Raw genomic sequence first — 16,886 nt, 5'->3', positions numbered from 1 at the left:
GGGGGGATCGCTATACCATGAAAGCTGACAGCGTATAATATAAAAATATTTATATGTCGTATACCAAATTTCCAATTCCGTTCTATCTAAACACAATACCCATTTTTGCTCCTGCTCAAACCCAGTCATCATGACTAACATAACAGGTAATACTCTCCATGATATTGAGATTTCAGAGATAAATCTTTGCATCCTTCTATACCATGAAGCTGCTTTAATCCCAGACGGCATTCTATTGCATAACAATGACATGTTTACTGTCCTGCTGTTAAGCATTGAAATGATAAATAATCCTAAACATTTTGCTCTTGATAAATTAAGCGAAATATGTTTTTGTAATAATTCGACTAGAGGGGCGGAATGATCTTTCATATGTAAACCAAGTTCTTTCCCCGTTATCATCATGAATTATCAGCAAAATTCAATCCTTTAGTCCTTACATCTCTAAAAATTGTCATGTAGTAAGATATTTACGATATTTTCTAAACAAAGATTCACTTTCGTTTAACCAATTTTAACTTTACCTTGCCCCTATTTCCCATCCAGATTAGTAATTTAGTTAGGCTTCTTATTGCGCTTAGCACAAGAACGTTACCAATCTTGCACCGCAATAATAGTAATTAGGTCTAAATGCAACCTAGCCGCAATATACTTGCAGACTTTAATTTAGTGCCATCGTGTCGCACTACGCAATATACTTGCAGACTTTAATTTAGTGCCATCGTGTCGCACTACGCAATATATAAACTATCGTTTATTGTGTGCTGATTTATTGCTGATTCAATGGATGATGAAAAACATTCATGCTAATGTAATGCAGGATTGTAATAATCATAAAAAGAATCATGGTAATACAGTTTGCAAGAATAGAAATAGTAAGTAGGAGTTCAGGAGGAAATGCTTGTTTGAAAGATGCTTATAATGCCAGGCTAATTATTAAAGATGAAAGAACTAACATTACTTATAATTTTAGCAAAAAAGGCGATAATGTTTATCATGCAGTATTATTGCCTAATTATGTAGATCAAAAATTCAAAGATCCTAGAATCTTGATGAATGAGGTAGAACGTCTAGAGACAAGAAAAAATAGTCAATTATTAAAAGATGTAGTTATAGCACTGCCTGATGATAAGGAATTAGATTTACAAGATAGGATTACCATTACTCACAAAATCATTGAGGAGATGGGGTGGGTAAAAAATGGTCTAGGAGTTCAAGTTGATATTCACAAGCCACATGATGGAGAGAAGAATTGGCATGCCCATCTGCTTGTTACTACCAGAAGATTCACAGAAGATGGTAAAGCCTTAGGAGCTAAGGCAGTAGATTTAAAGAAATATTTTGCTCAGTTAGGTCTAGAAAATCGGGTAGATCCAATAAGTTTCGTGCCTCAGCAGCATGTTGGCCCTACTAGAATGCGAAGTATTATCAATGAAATAGCAGAGCAAAATAAAATATGTAAGCTAGCTCATCTTGAAATCATCAAAGGAGCAGATGGGATACTTGATCGCATGATTCGTCATCAAGCTATTTTTACTAAATTGGATCTAGAAAAAGCAGTAAAAGAGATTCCAGAAGAAGCAGCAAAGCAAAAACTAATAAGGGAGGTATTAAATTCAGATAGGCTGGTAAAACTATATAATGAAGATGGCACGGATACTAAATACTATACTACTAAAGATATACTGGATGAAGAATTAAGGATAGTTAGAATAGCAGATAAGGTAAATAGCCAGATTCATTTTAATAACGTTATTAAGCTTAAAAGTGATATCGCAAATATTACCAGTGTTAATGAAGCACAAAGAGCAAGCCTGCAACATATTTTAATTAATAGTCAAGGTATTAGAATCCCTTCGAGGTAGAGCTGGCACCGGTAAGTCACAAGTACTTGCTGAAGTTTATAAAATTGCCACTAATCATGGGCAAAATGTTATAGGGCTTAGCCCTACTCATAAAGCAGCATCAGAGCTTAAAAGTAAAGGTTACCGGAAGTGTCATACAGTAAAAGGATTTTTATTTAAATTGTATAATGGTAAAGCTAATCTACCAAGAAATACTACGCTAGTAGTAGATGAAGCAGGGATGGTAGGTAATAGTGATTATTTAGAATTACTAAAAGTAGCAAGGAGTAATAATTGTAATCTGATATTGGCTGGAGATGAGAGACAACTCACTTCCGTTGAGCGAGGAGGAATGTTTACAGTATTGGCTAGTAAATTTGGCTCATATGAATTAAGTAACATTAGAAGACAAAGCAAGGCATGGGCAAGAGAAATGGCTTAATGCTTTGCAAAATCAGATATTGCTGGTGGCCTGCAATTACTAGAACAGCATAAATGTTTAAAGATTGATCATACGCTAGAAGAATCAATGGTAAGATTAATTAACGATTGGAGTAACAGCAAATTTGCTCTGAATGAGCGTTTAATAATTACCATGCGTAATGCTGAAGTAGATAGTATTAATCAAGGGATCAGGGAGTTACTAAAAGCTAAAGGCTTACTTACCGCTTACTTACCGGTAAAGAATATAGAGACTATATTTCATCTGAAAAGCATGAAGATTATATGGCAGGAGATCGTATTTTGTTTAAAAGTACAAATAAAGATTTACAAATAGAAAATGGTGAATTTGCAACGATAACTCTAGTCAGTAACGATAAGTTTGTTGCTAAAACAGATAGCGGGAAAGAAATAGAATTTAATCCTCAAGATGTAAGCTTTAAACATGGCTATGCTTCTACAGTGTATAAAGCACAAGGAGCCTCAATTAAAGATGTCTATGTATTACATAATTTAGCAGGAAATAGCAGAAATTCTTATGTAGCGATGACGAGGCACATAGAAGAGGTAAAACTCTACTATAATAAGGACAGTACAAGAAATATAGCAAGTTTAATATCACAACTTAACAAAATAGATAATAGGCTATCTAGCATTAATTTTAAAACTTTAGAAGAATTAGTAGCGATTCAAGATCAAGAAAATAAGAGTCCTAATATTATAGATAAAGTAGGTAATTGGTTTAAAGGGGTAGTAGAAGATATTAAGGATAGATTACATAGTAATGATAACTATTACCACTTAAGAGTGAAGTTAGAGCCACCTGCTAAAGTAGCAGAGATCCTAGGAAGTACTAGCACAAATCTTGCCACAAGCCATAAAGTCCAAGAAGAGCGGACACGCTCTTCTTATAACCTCAAGAATTGTAATAAACAGGATACAACAATAAGTATCAAGTTACAAGAGGATATTATGGCAAAGAAAAAAATAGATTATAATGCTATTAATAAACAAGAAGCAGTAGAATTAAAGCAAAGATTATCATTTAAAGCAGAAGAAATAGGAAGAAATTTACTAGGTAGTCCAAATAAGCATTTATCAAATAGCCAGTTACTCCGCTGGGAGAAAGATGGTAAGATAGCGATGAAGATAAATGGCAGTAAAGTTGGCATATGGTATGATTTTAGTAAAGAAGAGGGAGGAGATTTATTTACTTTAGTACAACGAGAAAAAAATTGTGATTTTGTAGAAGCTAAGAAATATTTACAAGATATGGTTAGTATATCAACCAAAGTAGATGAAGCTCTAGCAGTAAATTTATCAACAAACAAAAAGCGGCAAATTAAGACTCAAACAGAGCAAGAATCTGAAATGGCAAAAATTAAGAGGGCAGAAATATTATATGAAAAATCAGATTCTATAAAATATTCTATGCCTAATAATGTAGCAACAAGATATTTATCAGAACATCGTGGAATTGAAAAAATATTAACAGGATATCAATTAAGTAACGATCTTAGAACCAATATGATGTGGGATAGTAATAGCAAACAATATTATCCTGCATTAATTGCTTTTGCTAGAAATAAAGATGGTAATATTACTGGTGGACAATCAATTTATTTAAACAAAGACACAAATAATAAAGCTAATATTGAGGTTAATAAACGTTCATTTGGTAGAATCAGAGGTTCTTTTGTTGAGATTAATAAAAATAACGAACAGCAGAACGTACAAAGCAGTAAAGATGGCAATAATTCAGTTAGTAATATAACGATTATAGCAGAAGGGGTAGAGACAGCTTTAAGCATTGCAGAAGCTGGTATTAAGGGCAAAATTCTTTGTAGTTTAGGTGTAAGTAACATTAGGAACTATGAGCCTATCAAAGGAGAAAGAATAATAATTGCTGCCGATAATGATGGCAAAGACGCAGTATCAGTTAATACTGTAATTAAGGCTCAGGAAGAATTAATTAGGCAAGGAGCGACGGTAGCAATAATACGACCACCAGAAAAAGGCGATTTTAACGATATGTTAAAATCCCAAGGGGTAGAATCTATAGACAAGCTTATAGAGCCTGAAATAATAAAATTAACAGCAGCTAGCAATGCAATAGAACTTAAATCATCATTGAAAACAAATGATAATAGAAAATCACAATTTCAGTCTATAGAATTACTATTTTCAAAATTTGCAAATAACGATAATAACGAACTAAATAATTTGCAGCAACAGCAAATAACAGCTCTAGCAAAGTTTGGCACAGAAGAAAATATCAATACCGCAATACAAATCTACAGAGAAAAAGGTATAGATTCTTGTATGCTCTACAGTAACAAGATTTGCATAGCAGCAATAGAGCAGAAGATAAAGAAAGATTTACAAATTATGCAGAATAAATTTGATCCTAATTATAATCTTGGTGATAAAAGATTTTGTGATATAGTAGTACATGATTTTCAAGGCAAAAGTCATCTCGTTCCTGAAGATTACTTAAATACTATAGGAAGGGATAAACAAGTAATGCAGTATATAAGTCCAAGCTCAGAAATAGCTAAAGAAATAAAAAGTGCAGTAAAGCAAGTATCTGAGGTAAAGCTTAGTCAAGGAATAAGAGTTTAGAGTATAGTGTAATAATATTTATCAAGTTTAAAAAATGTAAATATATGAGTGAACAAGGAAACCTGCTTGGTGATCCAGATAAAGGCACGAAGAAAGCTAAGCATGATAAGATATTTCGTAAGGCACTCGAGAATCCTCTAGTCGCCCATGAGTTCTTTAATGCACATTTGCCCCCAAATATTAAAAGTTTAATAGATTTTCCTAGTTTAGCAATGGAAAACACCACTTTTGTAGAAAGCTCTTTAAAAGATTCTATCTCTGATGTTTTATTCTCATGCAAATTTGATAAACAAGATGGATATTTATTTTTGCTTGTCGAGCATCAATCAAAAGCAGATCATTTTATGGCTTTTAGGCTATTTAAATATATGATTAATATTTGTGAGCGATATTTAATACAAAATCCTAAAGCTAAGACTTTACCATTGGTATACCCAATGATATTTTACAATAGTCAGGCGAAATACAATGTTTCAAGGAATTTGTGGGATTTATTTGCCAATAACAAATTAGCAAAAGAATTATGGATTAATGATTACCAGTTAGTGAATGTCCATGAAATTCCTGATGAAGAGTTTAAACAAAGGATATGGTCAGGGATATTAGAATTTTTTCTCAAGCATATACATGATAGGGAGTTATTAAAGAGATGGCAAGAAATATCAGATATACTGCCGGAATTAACCAAAATAACTATAGGATATGATTATTTAGAAATGATATTATATTATACATTGACGAAGATAGAGCAAGCTGATAAAATAAAACTAGAGAATTTATTATCAACAAAGTTAAATCCAGAAATAGGAACAAGGCTTATGAGAAGTTTAGCACAACATTGGCAACAAGAAGGGAAAGAAATAGGTATTCTTGAAGGCTTACAAGTTGGTGAAGCTAAAGGTATCCAAATTGGAAAAGCTGAAGGTATCCAAATTGGTGAAGCTAGAGGAAAAGCTGAAGAAAATATCAGAGTAAAAACAGAAATAGCAAAAAAAATGTTAGCTCAAGGTTGCAATATTTCTTTAATTTCTAGTGTAACTGGTCTTGATGAAACTTTTATTCGTTCCTTAGAGTAAATATGTTTCTTGTAAAATAAAAAGTTTTCTGTATACATTACCTTTAAAATTCATAGTACTAAATTCACAATTTAAAGGGGCATTGTAATAAGATTTTTCTTGTTCAGGTATTCCCTTTACGTGAAGTAATTAAAATCTTTTAAAAATGCCATTAAAATGGTTTTTATATTTGTTGGATTTAAATCAAGTTTGCAGATTCATTTGTAATTTAGTAATAGGGAAATTACCCACAAGTTTGGGTCTGTCAGATTTTTTTGTGTAAGTACGATTTCTCCATTTGCCCAATTTTGTAAATTTAGTATCACAAAGTATAGCAAATTGATTTAAAGCCATGGCCCAATTCTTAATAGGCATTGTCCATTTTTTAGAAGCATTTGTCAATGCTAAAAAGATTATTTTCTGAATCGATTTATCATCTGGAAATACCCCCTTATTTTTTATAATTTTACGAATTTGACGGTTAGTTGATTCAATAGCATTAGTAGTGTAAATCGCCTTTCTAATGTCTTCCGGAAAGCTAAAGAACGGAGCTATTCCAGACCAATTTCTCTGCCATATATCAAAAATAACTGGATATTTTTCATCCCATTTTTTAGCAAAATTTTGTAATTCTCTTAATCCCTCTGCTTCATTTATTGCAGAATAAACTGCCTTTAAATCAGCTGTTACCAATTTTAAATCTTTATATGATACGTATTTTACAGAGTTTCTTACCATATGAACAATACACAGTTGTACTGTGGTTTTTGGGAAAATGCTATTTATTGCTTCTGGAAAACCTTTAAGACCATCAACACACGCAACATATATTTGTTCTACACCACGATTCTTCAGTTCTGTTACTACTTGCATCCAAAATTTAGATCCTTCATTCTTGCCTATCCAAATACCTAATAGTTCCTTCTTGCCTTCTATATTCACGCCAATAKCTAGATAAACTGCTTTATTTATTATTATATGATTGTCTCTTGCCTTAACATGAATACAATCTACATTATAGGATATACACTATCAAGTGCTCTATTCTGCCACGCAGTAACTTCCTCTAAAATGCCATCAGTTACCTTTGATATTAACTCAGATGATACTTTGGTGGCATATAGTTCTTCTAAGTGCCCTTGTATTTCTCGAATAGTCATTCCCCTAGCATATAAAGGATATTACTTTATCATCAAATCCTTCAAATCTCCTTACTCCTTTTGGAATTAGTTGAGGTTCAAATTCTCCTTCCCGATCCCTTGGCACTTCTACTATCAATTTATGACCCTCGGAATCTATTAGAGTCTTTTCATAATTGCCATTACGTCTATTATCTGACTCCTTGGTATTCTTAGAATGCTTCTCATAACCTATATGAGATTCCATTTCTTTTTCTAAAATCTTATTTACTATCTGCTTTTTAATTTCCTGAAATATTCCTTCTTTGCCAAATATCTCAGATGGATCACTTTGTGATAGTATTTCTGATACTACTTTTTCTATAGTCGGATTTGATACTTTACTCTTATTCTTCATATTAGCCTCATGTAAGTTGTTTTAATTAATTTTATTCTTAACTATTTTTATAACTTACACAAACTTTCTGACACCCCCGTAAAAAACTTATCCTGAATATTATTATCTCTTTGTCTTCTTTCTGCTTCTTCTAATACTATATGAGTATTAGAACCACCAAATCCAAAAGAGCTAATACCTGATACTAAAGGCTCATCACTACGCCATTCCTGATTCTTCGACACTATGTAAAAGGGACTATCTTTTATATCGATATAAGGGTTTAGCTTATTAAAATGTAAGTTACCTGGTAAAATACGGTGTTGCATAGCTAGTAATACTTTTAGAATTGATGCAATACCTGCTGCTGGTTCTAAATGTCCTATGTGGGTTTTTACTGAACCCAAACCAATATATGCTTTATTATTCCATACCCCCATTTCCTTCCATGCCATTTTTAAAGCATCTATTTCTATTGGGTCTCCAAGCTTTGTACCTGTACCATGAGCTTCTATGTAGCTAATTCTTCTTGCAAGTTCTACATCTTTGTATGCTTTAAGCAGAAGTGCTTTTTGTGCTTCAGGATTTGGAGCTGTTAAGGAGTGGGATTTCCCGCCATGATTCTCAGAACAGGAAATTATATTAGCATAAATATTATCCTTATCTTTTTCCGCATCACTCTTACGCTTTAAAACTATACATCCAACTCCTTCTCCCCACCCCACCTACAGTAATTCCGGCACGAGCAACTCTAGCACCGTAAAGTGCCGTATCCTCTTTCAGCGTTCTTTTTCCTGCTGGCTTATTTTGCGATTGCCGTTCCTGTGGAGACTCAGAAGCTTTTGTTTGTGCTGCTTCTAAAGACTCTACTCTTTCAGGGGTATTTATTGAAGATTTAAGCTTATTATCTTCTGCTGCATTTTTTATTCCTTCTTCAGGAGTATTAATAGATGATTTACTGCTTAAATTTTCTTTACTCATGAATGCTCTCTAACTTTTTTAGGTATTAACACTCCTATGTAATACAGTGGCTTGACCACGGTATTCAGTAAAAACGTCAAAGAATACACGCTATAAGTTGTTTTTCTAGATACCGTGGTCAAGCCACTGTATGACAACAAAAATTAACATCTTATCGTCTTCCCATCGCATAGCTAGTAATCAAGTTTTTTATAGGTTTAAAATTACTTATCACCTTAAACCCTATTTGTCTTATACATCTTAAATTTTTGGAATAATTTGAGAAAATATTATTTAACTCATCAGTCAGCTTATACATAATAAAATTATCGTCTTGCCTTAGCTTTTGATATTCTTGTAATGTACCATTATTACTAACGATTATGCTCAAAGTCTCTATATCTTTTATACCTTGATTAAGCCCTTGTCCGGCGAGCGGATGTACTGTGTGGGCAGTATCTGCAATAAGAACTATACGGTTATGAAAATATCTATTTGCTATACGGGCTTTTAACGGGAAGCTACTAATCTCGCTATCAATAGTAATTTTACCTAAGGAATTACCGGCATTTCTTTGAGTTAAAAACCTGACTTCTTCTATAGGCAAATTAACAATTAAAGCAGCTTGACTAGCAGAAGTTGACCATATTACGGAAGAGCTATATTGATCTTTTAAAGGTAACAAAGCAAAAGGACCAAGCGGCAAAAAATGCTCCATAGCACAATTTTCATGCGGCTTTTCATGCTTAATATTAAATGTAAGAGCTGTTTGATAAGGTTTTTCAATTTCATTAGCGAAATAATGAGATCTTACTTTTGAATTTACTCCGTCACATATAATTAATAAATTACATTTAATTTGTTTATCATCAAATTTTATAATTGAATAATCACTATGACTTATAACTTCTTGATATTCATTATTATCAATTAAGGTTATCAACGGATTATTAGTTACTTTTGACAATAATATTTTTTTAAAATCGCTATTCTTAACCACATATCCAAGTACAGCATCATCATTTCGTAAGTCTAATATCTCTGAAGCCTTATTATCTACTACATATACGTCTTGCATTTCTGCCACAAGCTTCTTAAGCTCTTCCCATATATCAATAGAGAATAAGAAATTTTTAGAATGCGGCGTTAAAGCAGTAGTTCTTATATCTTTAAAAAACTCCGGGCTTTTTACCGATTTACTCTCGAATATAGTAGTTTTTATACCCTTTTGTGCAAAAGAAAGTGCCGTTAGCATGCTGCTCAAACCACATCCTAAGATTATCGTATCAATCTGCTTTGTTTTCATTCGATTCATTTATGAAATATTTTAAATAACCGTTTGTGGCTATAAAGCTTAAAAGAAAATAAATAATTGCTATATCTAAATATGAACTATTTCCTGAGTATAAACCTAAACAGCAAATAAATAAACTCGCTAAAGTCGTGAAGCTATTTAAAATCAATAAATTTGTAAAAATATCCGTTTTTCTGATAAATAGGTAGGTTATTAAGCAAATAAATAATGAAATAATAATTAAAAAGATGTTAAGCATAATTTTTTAAATTGGTTTTTCCGTCATTACGAGAAAAAACTGTAAGTTTTGACGAAGCAATCCAGTAAAATGATTTTTCTGGATTGCCACGCTCCCTACGGTCGCTCTCAATGATGATTTCGGTATCAACACACCACTCATTATATATAATCATTTATAACACTACAAACTGCAAATAAAATTAATTAAAATTCCTTAAATAATTTTAATATTATGTAATCTTAGCCAACCTTTACACTATAAATAGCTATTGTGACAAAAATGTTATAAAAAAATGTTGCTTTCTTTTACATTCGGCATTAACGTATATATTTAGGTTTTGATTAATATTTTTAAGGTAAATTGTAATGTCACAACTAGATGTTTTAATAGTAGACGATGAAGAGAGTATACGAAATCTCATTGCTGCAAATTTGAAAGATGAAGGTTTTAACCCTAAGGTTGCCGCTAATAGTACTCAAGCCCTTAAAATACTTTCCGAAAAACCGGTCTCTGCAGTTATACTTGATATTTGGCTTCAAGGAAGCGAAATTGATGGGCTTGGGATTTTAGAGATAATTAAAAAACGCTATCCTTTGATGCCGGTAATAATTATTAGCGGTCATGGCACTATAGAAACAGCGGTAAATGCTATAAAAATGGGGGCTTACGATTATATAGAAAAACCGTTTAATAATGATAAATTAGTTATTTTACTTAAAAGAGCTTGTGAAGTAACGAAATTAAAACGTGAAAATATAGATTTAAAATCAAAGGTTATAGATAAAACTGAATTAGTAGGCGGCTGTTCGGTAACTTTAAAATATAAAATGGAAATAGAAAAGGCAGCTAGCTCTAGCAGTCGTATAATGATTCACGGTAAAGTCGGTAGCGGTAAAGAACTTGCCGCAAGGTTAATTCATAAACAATCTAAAAGGGTTAATAATCCGTTCATTATCTTCAGCCCTACCTGTATGACTACAGAAAAAATTAATCAAGAATTATTCGGCGAATCGGAAAAGCAGGAAAATAATAATAAACGCCCTACTATTTTAGAATTCGCCAATAACGGTACTTTATATATAGATGAGGTCAGTAATATTCCTATTCCTATCCAGGTAAAATTATTAAAATTCCTTAAAGATCAAACTATTACAAAACCTTGCGGAAAAAATATTAAAGTTGATATAAAAATTATTACCGGCACTTCTAAAAATATCCAAGATGAAGTTAATAACGGCAAATTCCTAGAAGATCTATATTATCGTCTTAATGTATCCTCTCTAAAAGTACCTTCATTATATGAAAGGAAAGAAGACATACCGCTACTCGTTAAATATTTTGTTAAGCAACTTTCAAAATTTTCAGGTTTAAAAGAGCGTAGCTTTGCAGATGAAACTATTGCAGCTCTTCAATCCTATGAATGGCCAGGCAATATTAGACAATTACGTAACGTTGTTGAATGGACTTTAATTATGAATCCGTTAACTACAGGCAATAATGAAATTATCAAACCTTATATGATACCTTCGGAAATATTAGCCAATAGTGCTAATCTCACAAAACTTGAAGATAGCTTTGATATGTTATCTATGCCACTTAGAGAAGCTAGGGAAGTTTTTGAACGTCAATATCTATCGGCACAAATGAGTCGTTTTAATAATAATATTTCAAAAACATCCTCATTTGTCGGTATGGAAAGATCGGCTTTGCATCGTAAATTAAAATTATTAAGCTTACATATACCTCCTACAAATAGAATAAATGAAGAAGAATATGAGGAAGCAAATGCTTAAAGTCGTATCGATAATTACTATTTATTTGTTATTAAGCAGCTGTTCCGAATCTACTCGTGATGCAAATGGATTACTTACAGATAGCCAAAGCACGGTAATTCGAAATTATATAATATCGCAAAATTCTAAAAACCTTAAAGTGAACCTTAAAGAGAAGTTCGGTTCAAATTTAAAAGGAGTAAAATTAATAGGAGTAAAGCTAATAAATGAAGATTTATCAGGAATAGATTTAACTTCCTGCGAAATATTACGTGCTGATTTTGCAGGTAGTAATTTAGAAAAAGCTATACTTACAAATGCTATAATTCAAGAAAGTAATTTTGCAGATTCGGTAATAAAAAATATTTCCGGATATAATTCCGACTTTCAAGGTTCAATTTTTAACAATATAACATTACAAAATACAAATTTCGTTCAATCAAATTTTAGTGATACTGCTTTTAATAAAACTACTATAATAAATGTCAACTTTGAAAATTCTAAATTTAGTCATGTATTATGGAGCAATAATACTATCGACGGTGTTAATTTTCAAAAAGCTAACCTAAAGAATAATAGCTTTAAAAATACTAATATAACAAATTCAATATTTTACGGTACGGACTTAGAAAAAAGTGTAATAAATAATACCAATTTTACTAATAATTATTTTGAATCTAGCGACCTAAGTCAAACTAAATTAACAGCAGTAATAATTAAGGATTCCAACTTCACACAAAGTATTTTTAATGAAGTAAACTTTAATAACGTACAAAGTAATAACTCTTTCTTTTTATACGCTTCCTTTCAAGATTCAACATTACAAAATATTAGCCTTACTAAATGTGATTTACAAAATAGCACAATTAGTAGTTCAGTTTTAAATCATTTTAAAATCGATAATGCTATATTAAATAATATGAGTCTAAACGATAATAAATTTAATAATTTATCAATAAAAAATAGTAATGCTAATTTTGTAAGGATTAATAAAACTAAAGGCTCAAATATTACTTTAGATAATATTAGTTATACTAATATTATTTTTAGCAATAATGATTTTAAACAATTTATAGTGATTAATAATGACTTAAACAGCAGTGAAATAATAAACTCAAATATAACTAACGGGCAATTTAATAATGTAAATTTTTCTAAATCTTTAATACAAAACGTAAATTTTTCAGATGTTAAAATTACTTTAGGTAATTTAAACCAAGTAGCTCTAATAAATTCTAATCTAACAAATACTACGGTTATTAACTCCGTCCTTTCTAATTCACAAATAAATAATATTAACTACCAAGCATATTCCGGTTTTATTAATACTAACGTTTTTAATAATATTATTTTAAATAGCGATAATTCGAGTAAAATTCCACCAAATAATATAGTAATAAGTTCGGTAAAAGATTTGCAAAAAATAACTAACTTAACAAATATAAATTTAACAAATCTTGACTTAAGTAATTTAGTGTTTAATGGAGTAGATTTTTCAAATAATATCTTTAAAAATACTAATTTAACAAATACGGTAATAAAAAACTCTATTCTAAAAGAAGCTAATTTTTCTTCTGCAATACTTACTAAAACAGATTTCTCAAACTCAATATTAACAGATAGCATATTTAAATCAGCTAAAATTGATCAGGCGGGCTTTAGTAACTCTGACCTAACAAATGCCGATTTTACCGAAGCAACAATTAAAGATACTTCATTTGATAAAGCTAAGACAAGCGGAATGAAAGGGGTGGATAATCTTTAAATACCTTGATCCCTATACGAACATTCAGTATGTCATTCCCGCATGGATCAATTCCACCGCTGTCATTCCGCGACTTGATCGCGGAATCCAGTTAAAAATACTAATAATTTTAGTATTTTTTATTGTTTTTGGATACCGTGGTCAAGCCACGGTATGACACCGAATCCATTTTTTGATCCACACGAACAATACCCCGCAGGAATGACATAGAATTTACCTTTGGTTGCCCTTTGAAGATTTTTCTTTATTAGTAGGTGTATTAGAGGGTGTAAATGAATTATTATTTATAAAAGCAGTAGGACTTTGCTTCTTCATTCTATTGATAATTTGTTGTTGTTTAAGATTATTTATCTTTTGTTTTCCGGCTATCCTTATAGATTTAGTAATTTTGGCAGTTTCTACAAATATTTCCTTAGGAGTTTGTAGCTGATCAATTCGCTCATAATGTTTTTTAAGAAACTCTTCTTTTATCTTTGGCTTTACTCCTTTCAAATCAACATATGTTTTATATAACTTCTTTAATTTTATTTTAGATTCTTTTATTTGTTGTTTGGAAGATTTTTGAGGAAGTGATTTAATCGAATTAACAAGACTACTAACTATTTCTTTTATAATATTAACTGCAGGCGAAGCTATTTTCTTTATTCCTTCATAAATTTTACCTAACCCACTAGCGATAACATCTAATATTTTAGGCTCATATTCTTTAGATATAGGGGGTATATCCCTAATAATATCTCTAGCTTCAGTTAGATTATTAGCTAAATGAAGTAATGCTTTTTTCTCTTCTAGCTCGGTAGATCGATTAGCATATAAACTAGCTATATCTGCCTGAGCATCTATAGTATCGGTAATTATTGATTTAGTATCATTAAAAGAAAGATCTATAGGTGTCTTTTTTTGCGTTATAGGGCTGTCTTCTCTTAATTTATCTAGCCTATCACGTATTGCTTGGTCTTTTTGATCATTGAGGCTTTTACTTTTTTGTTCTAGTTTAAGCTCAGATTGCATCTGCTCAATTAGATTGTCTACTTCATTACCGAATTTTTTTGTGGGGATATAAAGTCTATCTTGGAGCTTTGCAAACCTTTCTTCTAATTCTTTTATTATTTGATCATCCTGCTTTTTCTTAGACATATATACCTCTATAATAATTCCTAGATTTTGTGAAGAAAATTAATAAGATTCTTGAGAGGATAGTTGTTCCTATTTCAAAAAAATCTTATGATTTACAGCAAAAAATAGACTAATTTAATTTTCTTTCACAGAGCCTAGTTATTAATAACACAAACTACTAAATAAAATAAAGTATTTTTTAATATGAGTTAAGATATAATTACATAAAGATAGTATTGTTGCGTGGATACCAAATCGTCATTGCAAGCAGGCATTGTTGCGTGGATCAATTTCACCTCTGGTGTGTCATCCCGTGGTCAAGCCACGGGATGACACAGTGGGGGTTTACCGGTCCACGCAACAATGCCTTGCGAGCGACTAAAGGCGTTATTGTATAGCTTGTTTATGTCATTCCCTAACTTCATCAGTAGTATAAGTTTTAAAATCAGGGGCGTTAATGTCCCCCTTCGGGGATAAGAAATCCCTCGCCTTCAGGCGAAGGGAAGATATAATGAAATTGCTTTAGCAATGAATTTATATCAAGAAACATGAGAAGTTATAGAAAGAATAGTCATAGTCAGTATGATTTAAAAGTACATCTTATATGGATACCAAAATATAGGAAGAGAGTATTGATAGGCAAAGTAGCGGAAAGGGCTAGAGATTTACTAAGGCAGATTTGTATGGAACATGAAGTATATATAATTTCAGGGAAAATATCATGTGATCACGTACATATGTTTATCTCATATAAATCACAAATATCTCTTAGCAAGTTAGTACAGTATTTAAAAGGTAGTAGCTTAAGAATTTTATTGCAAGAATTTGCTCATTTAAGAAAACAATTTTGGGGCAATCATTTGTGGGCTAGGGGCTATATGGCGGTCAGTTCAGGTAATATAACTGATGAAATGATACAGCGCTATATTGATGAACAGGAAGGTGAATGATGATCGATTTCTAATCGATGGGTCTGTCAGATTTTTTGTGTAAGTACGATTTCTCCATTTGCCCAATTTTGTAAATTAGTATCACAAAGTATAGCAAATTGATTTAAAGCCATGGCCCAATTCTTAATAGGCATTGTCCATTTTTTAGAAGCATTTGTCAATGCTAAAAAGATTATTTTCTGAATCGATTTATCATCTGGAAATACCCCCTTATTTTTTATAATTTTACGAATTTGACGGTTAGTTGATTCAATAGCATTAGTAGTGTAAATCGCCTTTCTAATGTCTTCCGGAAAGCTAAAGAACGGAGCTATTCCAGACCAATTTCTCTGCCATATATCAAAAATAACTTATTGCAGAATAAACTGCCTTTAAATCAGCTGTTACCAATTTTAAATCTTTATATGATACATATTTTACAGAGTTTCTTACCATATGAACAATACACAGTTGTACTGTGGTTTTTGGGAAAATGCTATTTATTGCTTCTGGAAAACCTTTAAGACCATCAACACACGCAACATATATTTGTTCTACACCACGATTCTTCAGTTCTGTTACTACTTGCATCCAAAATTTAGATCCTTCATTCTTGCCTATCCAAATACCTAATAGTTCCTTCTTGCCTTCTATATTCACGCCAATAGCTAGATAAACTGCTTTATTTATTATTATATGATTGTCTCTTGCCTTAACATGAATACAATCTACATTATAGGATATACACTATCAAGTGCTCTATTCTGCCACGCAGTAACTTCCTCTAAAATGCCATCAGTTACCTTTGATATTAACTCAGATGATACTTTGGTGGCATATAGTTCTTCTAAGTGCCCTTGTATTTCTCGAATAGTCATTCCCCTAGCATATAAAGATATTACTTTATCATCAAATCCTTCAAATCTCCTTACTCCTTTTGGAATTAGTTGAGGTTCAAATTCTCCTTCCCGATCCCTTGGCACTTCTACTATCAATTTACGACCCTCGGAATCTATTAGAGTCTTTTCATAATTGCCATTACGTCTATTATCTGACTCCTTGGTATTCTTAGAATGCTTCTCATAACCTATATGAGATTCCATTTCTTTTTCTAAAATCTTATTTACTATCTGCTTTTTAATTTCCTGAAATATTCCTTCTTTGCCAAATATCTCAGATGGATCACTTTGTGATAGTATTTCTGATACTACTTTTTCTATAGTCGGATTTGATACTTTACTCTTATTCTTCATATTAGCCTCATGTAAGTTGTTTTAATTAATTTTATTCTTAACTATTTTTATAACTTACCTTACTACATGACAATTTTTC

General features: G+C 31.5%; 13 protein-coding genes and 3 pseudogenes. 8 read left to right on the top strand and 8 right to left on the bottom strand.

Features of this window, described 5'->3' with window-relative positions; translation table 11 throughout:
* Positions 1-405: hypothetical protein (locus REIS_RS06190; RefSeq protein WP_008580398.1), on the bottom strand; the 405-nt coding region annotated here is incomplete at its 3' end.
* Positions 406-845: 440 nt separating this feature from the next.
* Here REIS_RS06190 and REIS_RS17355 point away from each other — a divergent pair.
* From REIS_RS17355 to REIS_RS06180, 5 genes are all read left to right on the top strand, one after another.
* A complete protein-coding gene (locus tag REIS_RS17355) occupies positions 846-1,865 on the top strand; it encodes a MobA/MobL family protein (RefSeq protein WP_371256048.1) in 1,020 nt (339 codons plus the stop codon).
* Positions 1,834-2,286, top strand: coding sequence for an AAA family ATPase (locus tag REIS_RS17350; protein WP_371256170.1), 453 nt, complete (start codon positions 1,834-1,836; stop codon positions 2,284-2,286). Before REIS_RS17355 ends, REIS_RS17350 begins: the two co-directional genes overlap by 32 nt.
* Before the next feature lie 87 nt (positions 2,287-2,373).
* Positions 2,374-2,622 (top strand): hypothetical protein, encoded by a 249-nt coding sequence (locus REIS_RS17345; RefSeq protein WP_371256047.1) that lies wholly within the window; start codon positions 2,374-2,376, stop codon positions 2,620-2,622.
* Positions 2,571-4,907 carry a toprim domain-containing protein gene (locus REIS_RS17340; protein WP_371256046.1) on the top strand — a complete coding sequence of 779 codons (2,337 nt, stop codon included), beginning with the start codon at positions 2,571-2,573 and terminating at the stop codon, positions 4,905-4,907. Before REIS_RS17345 ends, REIS_RS17340 begins: the two co-directional genes overlap by 52 nt.
* A gap of 44 nt (positions 4,908-4,951) precedes the next feature.
* Entirely contained in the window at positions 4,952-5,983 is a 1,032-nt protein-coding gene (locus REIS_RS06180) for an Rpn family recombination-promoting nuclease/putative transposase (RefSeq protein WP_008580397.1), read from the top strand.
* A gap of 309 nt (positions 5,984-6,292) precedes the next feature.
* On the opposite strand, the pseudogene REIS_RS06175 reads toward REIS_RS06180, so the two are convergent.
* The 5 genes and pseudogenes from REIS_RS06175 to REIS_RS06155 form a co-directional block, all read right to left on the bottom strand.
* Positions 6,293-7,498 (bottom strand): annotated as a pseudogene (locus REIS_RS06175) (IS256 family transposase); the annotation flags it as partial.
* Positions 7,499-7,545: 47 nt separating this feature from the next.
* The gene (locus REIS_RS06170; RefSeq protein WP_008580393.1) at positions 7,546-8,202 is read right to left on the bottom strand and encodes a ketoacyl-synthetase C-terminal extension domain-containing protein; all 657 of its coding nucleotides are present in this window, start codon (positions 8,200-8,202) and stop codon (positions 7,546-7,548) included.
* Between the two features lie 54 nt (positions 8,203-8,256).
* Positions 8,257-8,458 (bottom strand): annotated as a pseudogene (locus REIS_RS12915) (2-octaprenyl-6-methoxyphenyl hydroxylase).
* A 151-nt stretch (positions 8,459-8,609) separates the two neighbouring features.
* Positions 8,610-9,752 (bottom strand): 2-octaprenyl-6-methoxyphenyl hydroxylase, encoded by a 1,143-nt coding sequence (ubiH, locus tag REIS_RS06160; RefSeq protein WP_008580391.1) that lies wholly within the window; start codon positions 9,750-9,752, stop codon positions 8,610-8,612.
* Positions 9,724-9,990 carry a monovalent cation/H+ antiporter complex subunit F gene (locus tag REIS_RS06155; protein WP_008580390.1) on the bottom strand — a complete coding sequence of 89 codons (267 nt, stop codon included), beginning with the start codon at positions 9,988-9,990 and terminating at the stop codon, positions 9,724-9,726. Before REIS_RS06155 ends, ubiH begins: the two co-directional genes overlap by 29 nt.
* Before the next feature lie 347 nt (positions 9,991-10,337).
* Between REIS_RS06155 and REIS_RS06150 the strand changes: the two genes are divergently transcribed.
* Positions 10,338-11,765: a sigma-54-dependent transcriptional regulator gene (locus tag REIS_RS06150; protein ID WP_008580387.1), complete on the top strand. Its 1,428-nt coding sequence runs from the start codon at positions 10,338-10,340 to the stop codon at positions 11,763-11,765.
* Positions 11,758-13,509, top strand: a complete 1,752-nt coding sequence (locus REIS_RS06145; RefSeq protein WP_037214508.1) for a pentapeptide repeat-containing protein — start codon at positions 11,758-11,760, stop codon at positions 13,507-13,509. The genes REIS_RS06150 and REIS_RS06145 overlap by 8 nt, the downstream gene beginning before the upstream one ends.
* A gap of 213 nt (positions 13,510-13,722) precedes the next feature.
* Here REIS_RS06145 and REIS_RS06140 read toward each other — a convergent pair whose 3' ends face one another.
* On the bottom strand, positions 13,723-14,646 hold the full coding sequence (locus REIS_RS06140; protein WP_008580384.1) for a hypothetical protein: 924 nt from the start codon (positions 14,644-14,646) through the stop codon (positions 13,723-13,725).
* Positions 14,647-15,173: 527 nt separating this feature from the next.
* Between REIS_RS06140 and tnpA the strand changes: the two genes are divergently transcribed.
* Positions 15,174-15,575: an IS200/IS605 family transposase gene (tnpA, locus tag REIS_RS06135; protein ID WP_008580383.1), complete on the top strand. Its 402-nt coding sequence runs from the start codon at positions 15,174-15,176 to the stop codon at positions 15,573-15,575.
* Between the two features lie 26 nt (positions 15,576-15,601).
* Here the strand turns inward: tnpA and REIS_RS06130 are convergent.
* Positions 15,602-16,807 (bottom strand): annotated as a pseudogene (locus tag REIS_RS06130) (IS256 family transposase).
* Positions 16,808-16,886: the final 79 nt, after the last annotated feature.

The organism is Rickettsia endosymbiont of Ixodes scapularis (assembly GCF_000160735.1).
GTDB lineage: Bacteria > Pseudomonadota > Alphaproteobacteria > Rickettsiales > Rickettsiaceae > Rickettsia > Rickettsia tamurae.
The sequence above is the reverse complement of the archived record's forward strand: the minus strand, read 5'-3'. Positions and strand labels throughout refer to the sequence as shown.

Excerpts from the sequence above, each read along its gene's own strand:
- REIS_RS17355 (WP_371256048.1), top strand. The coding sequence starts at position 846 with ATGGTAATACAGTTTGCAAGAATAGAAATAGTAAGTAGGAGTTCAGGA.
- REIS_RS17345 (WP_371256047.1), top strand. The coding sequence starts at position 2,374 with ATGGTAAGATTAATTAACGATTGGAGTAACAGCAAATTTGCTCTGAAT.
- REIS_RS17340 (WP_371256046.1), top strand. The coding sequence starts at position 2,571 with ATGGCAGGAGATCGTATTTTGTTTAAAAGTACAAATAAAGATTTACAA.
- REIS_RS06180 (WP_008580397.1), top strand. The coding sequence starts at position 4,952 with ATGAGTGAACAAGGAAACCTGCTTGGTGATCCAGATAAAGGCACGAAG.
- ubiH (WP_008580391.1), bottom strand. The coding sequence starts at position 9,752 with ATGAATCGAATGAAAACAAAGCAGATTGATACGATAATCTTAGGATGT.
- REIS_RS06155 (WP_008580390.1), bottom strand. The coding sequence starts at position 9,990 with ATGCTTAACATCTTTTTAATTATTATTTCATTATTTATTTGCTTAATA.
- REIS_RS06150 (WP_008580387.1), top strand. The coding sequence starts at position 10,338 with ATGTCACAACTAGATGTTTTAATAGTAGACGATGAAGAGAGTATACGA.
- REIS_RS06145 (WP_037214508.1), top strand. The coding sequence starts at position 11,758 with ATGCTTAAAGTCGTATCGATAATTACTATTTATTTGTTATTAAGCAGC.
- REIS_RS06140 (WP_008580384.1), bottom strand. The coding sequence starts at position 14,646 with ATGTCTAAGAAAAAGCAGGATGATCAAATAATAAAAGAATTAGAAGAA.
- tnpA (WP_008580383.1), top strand. The coding sequence starts at position 15,174 with ATGAGAAGTTATAGAAAGAATAGTCATAGTCAGTATGATTTAAAAGTA.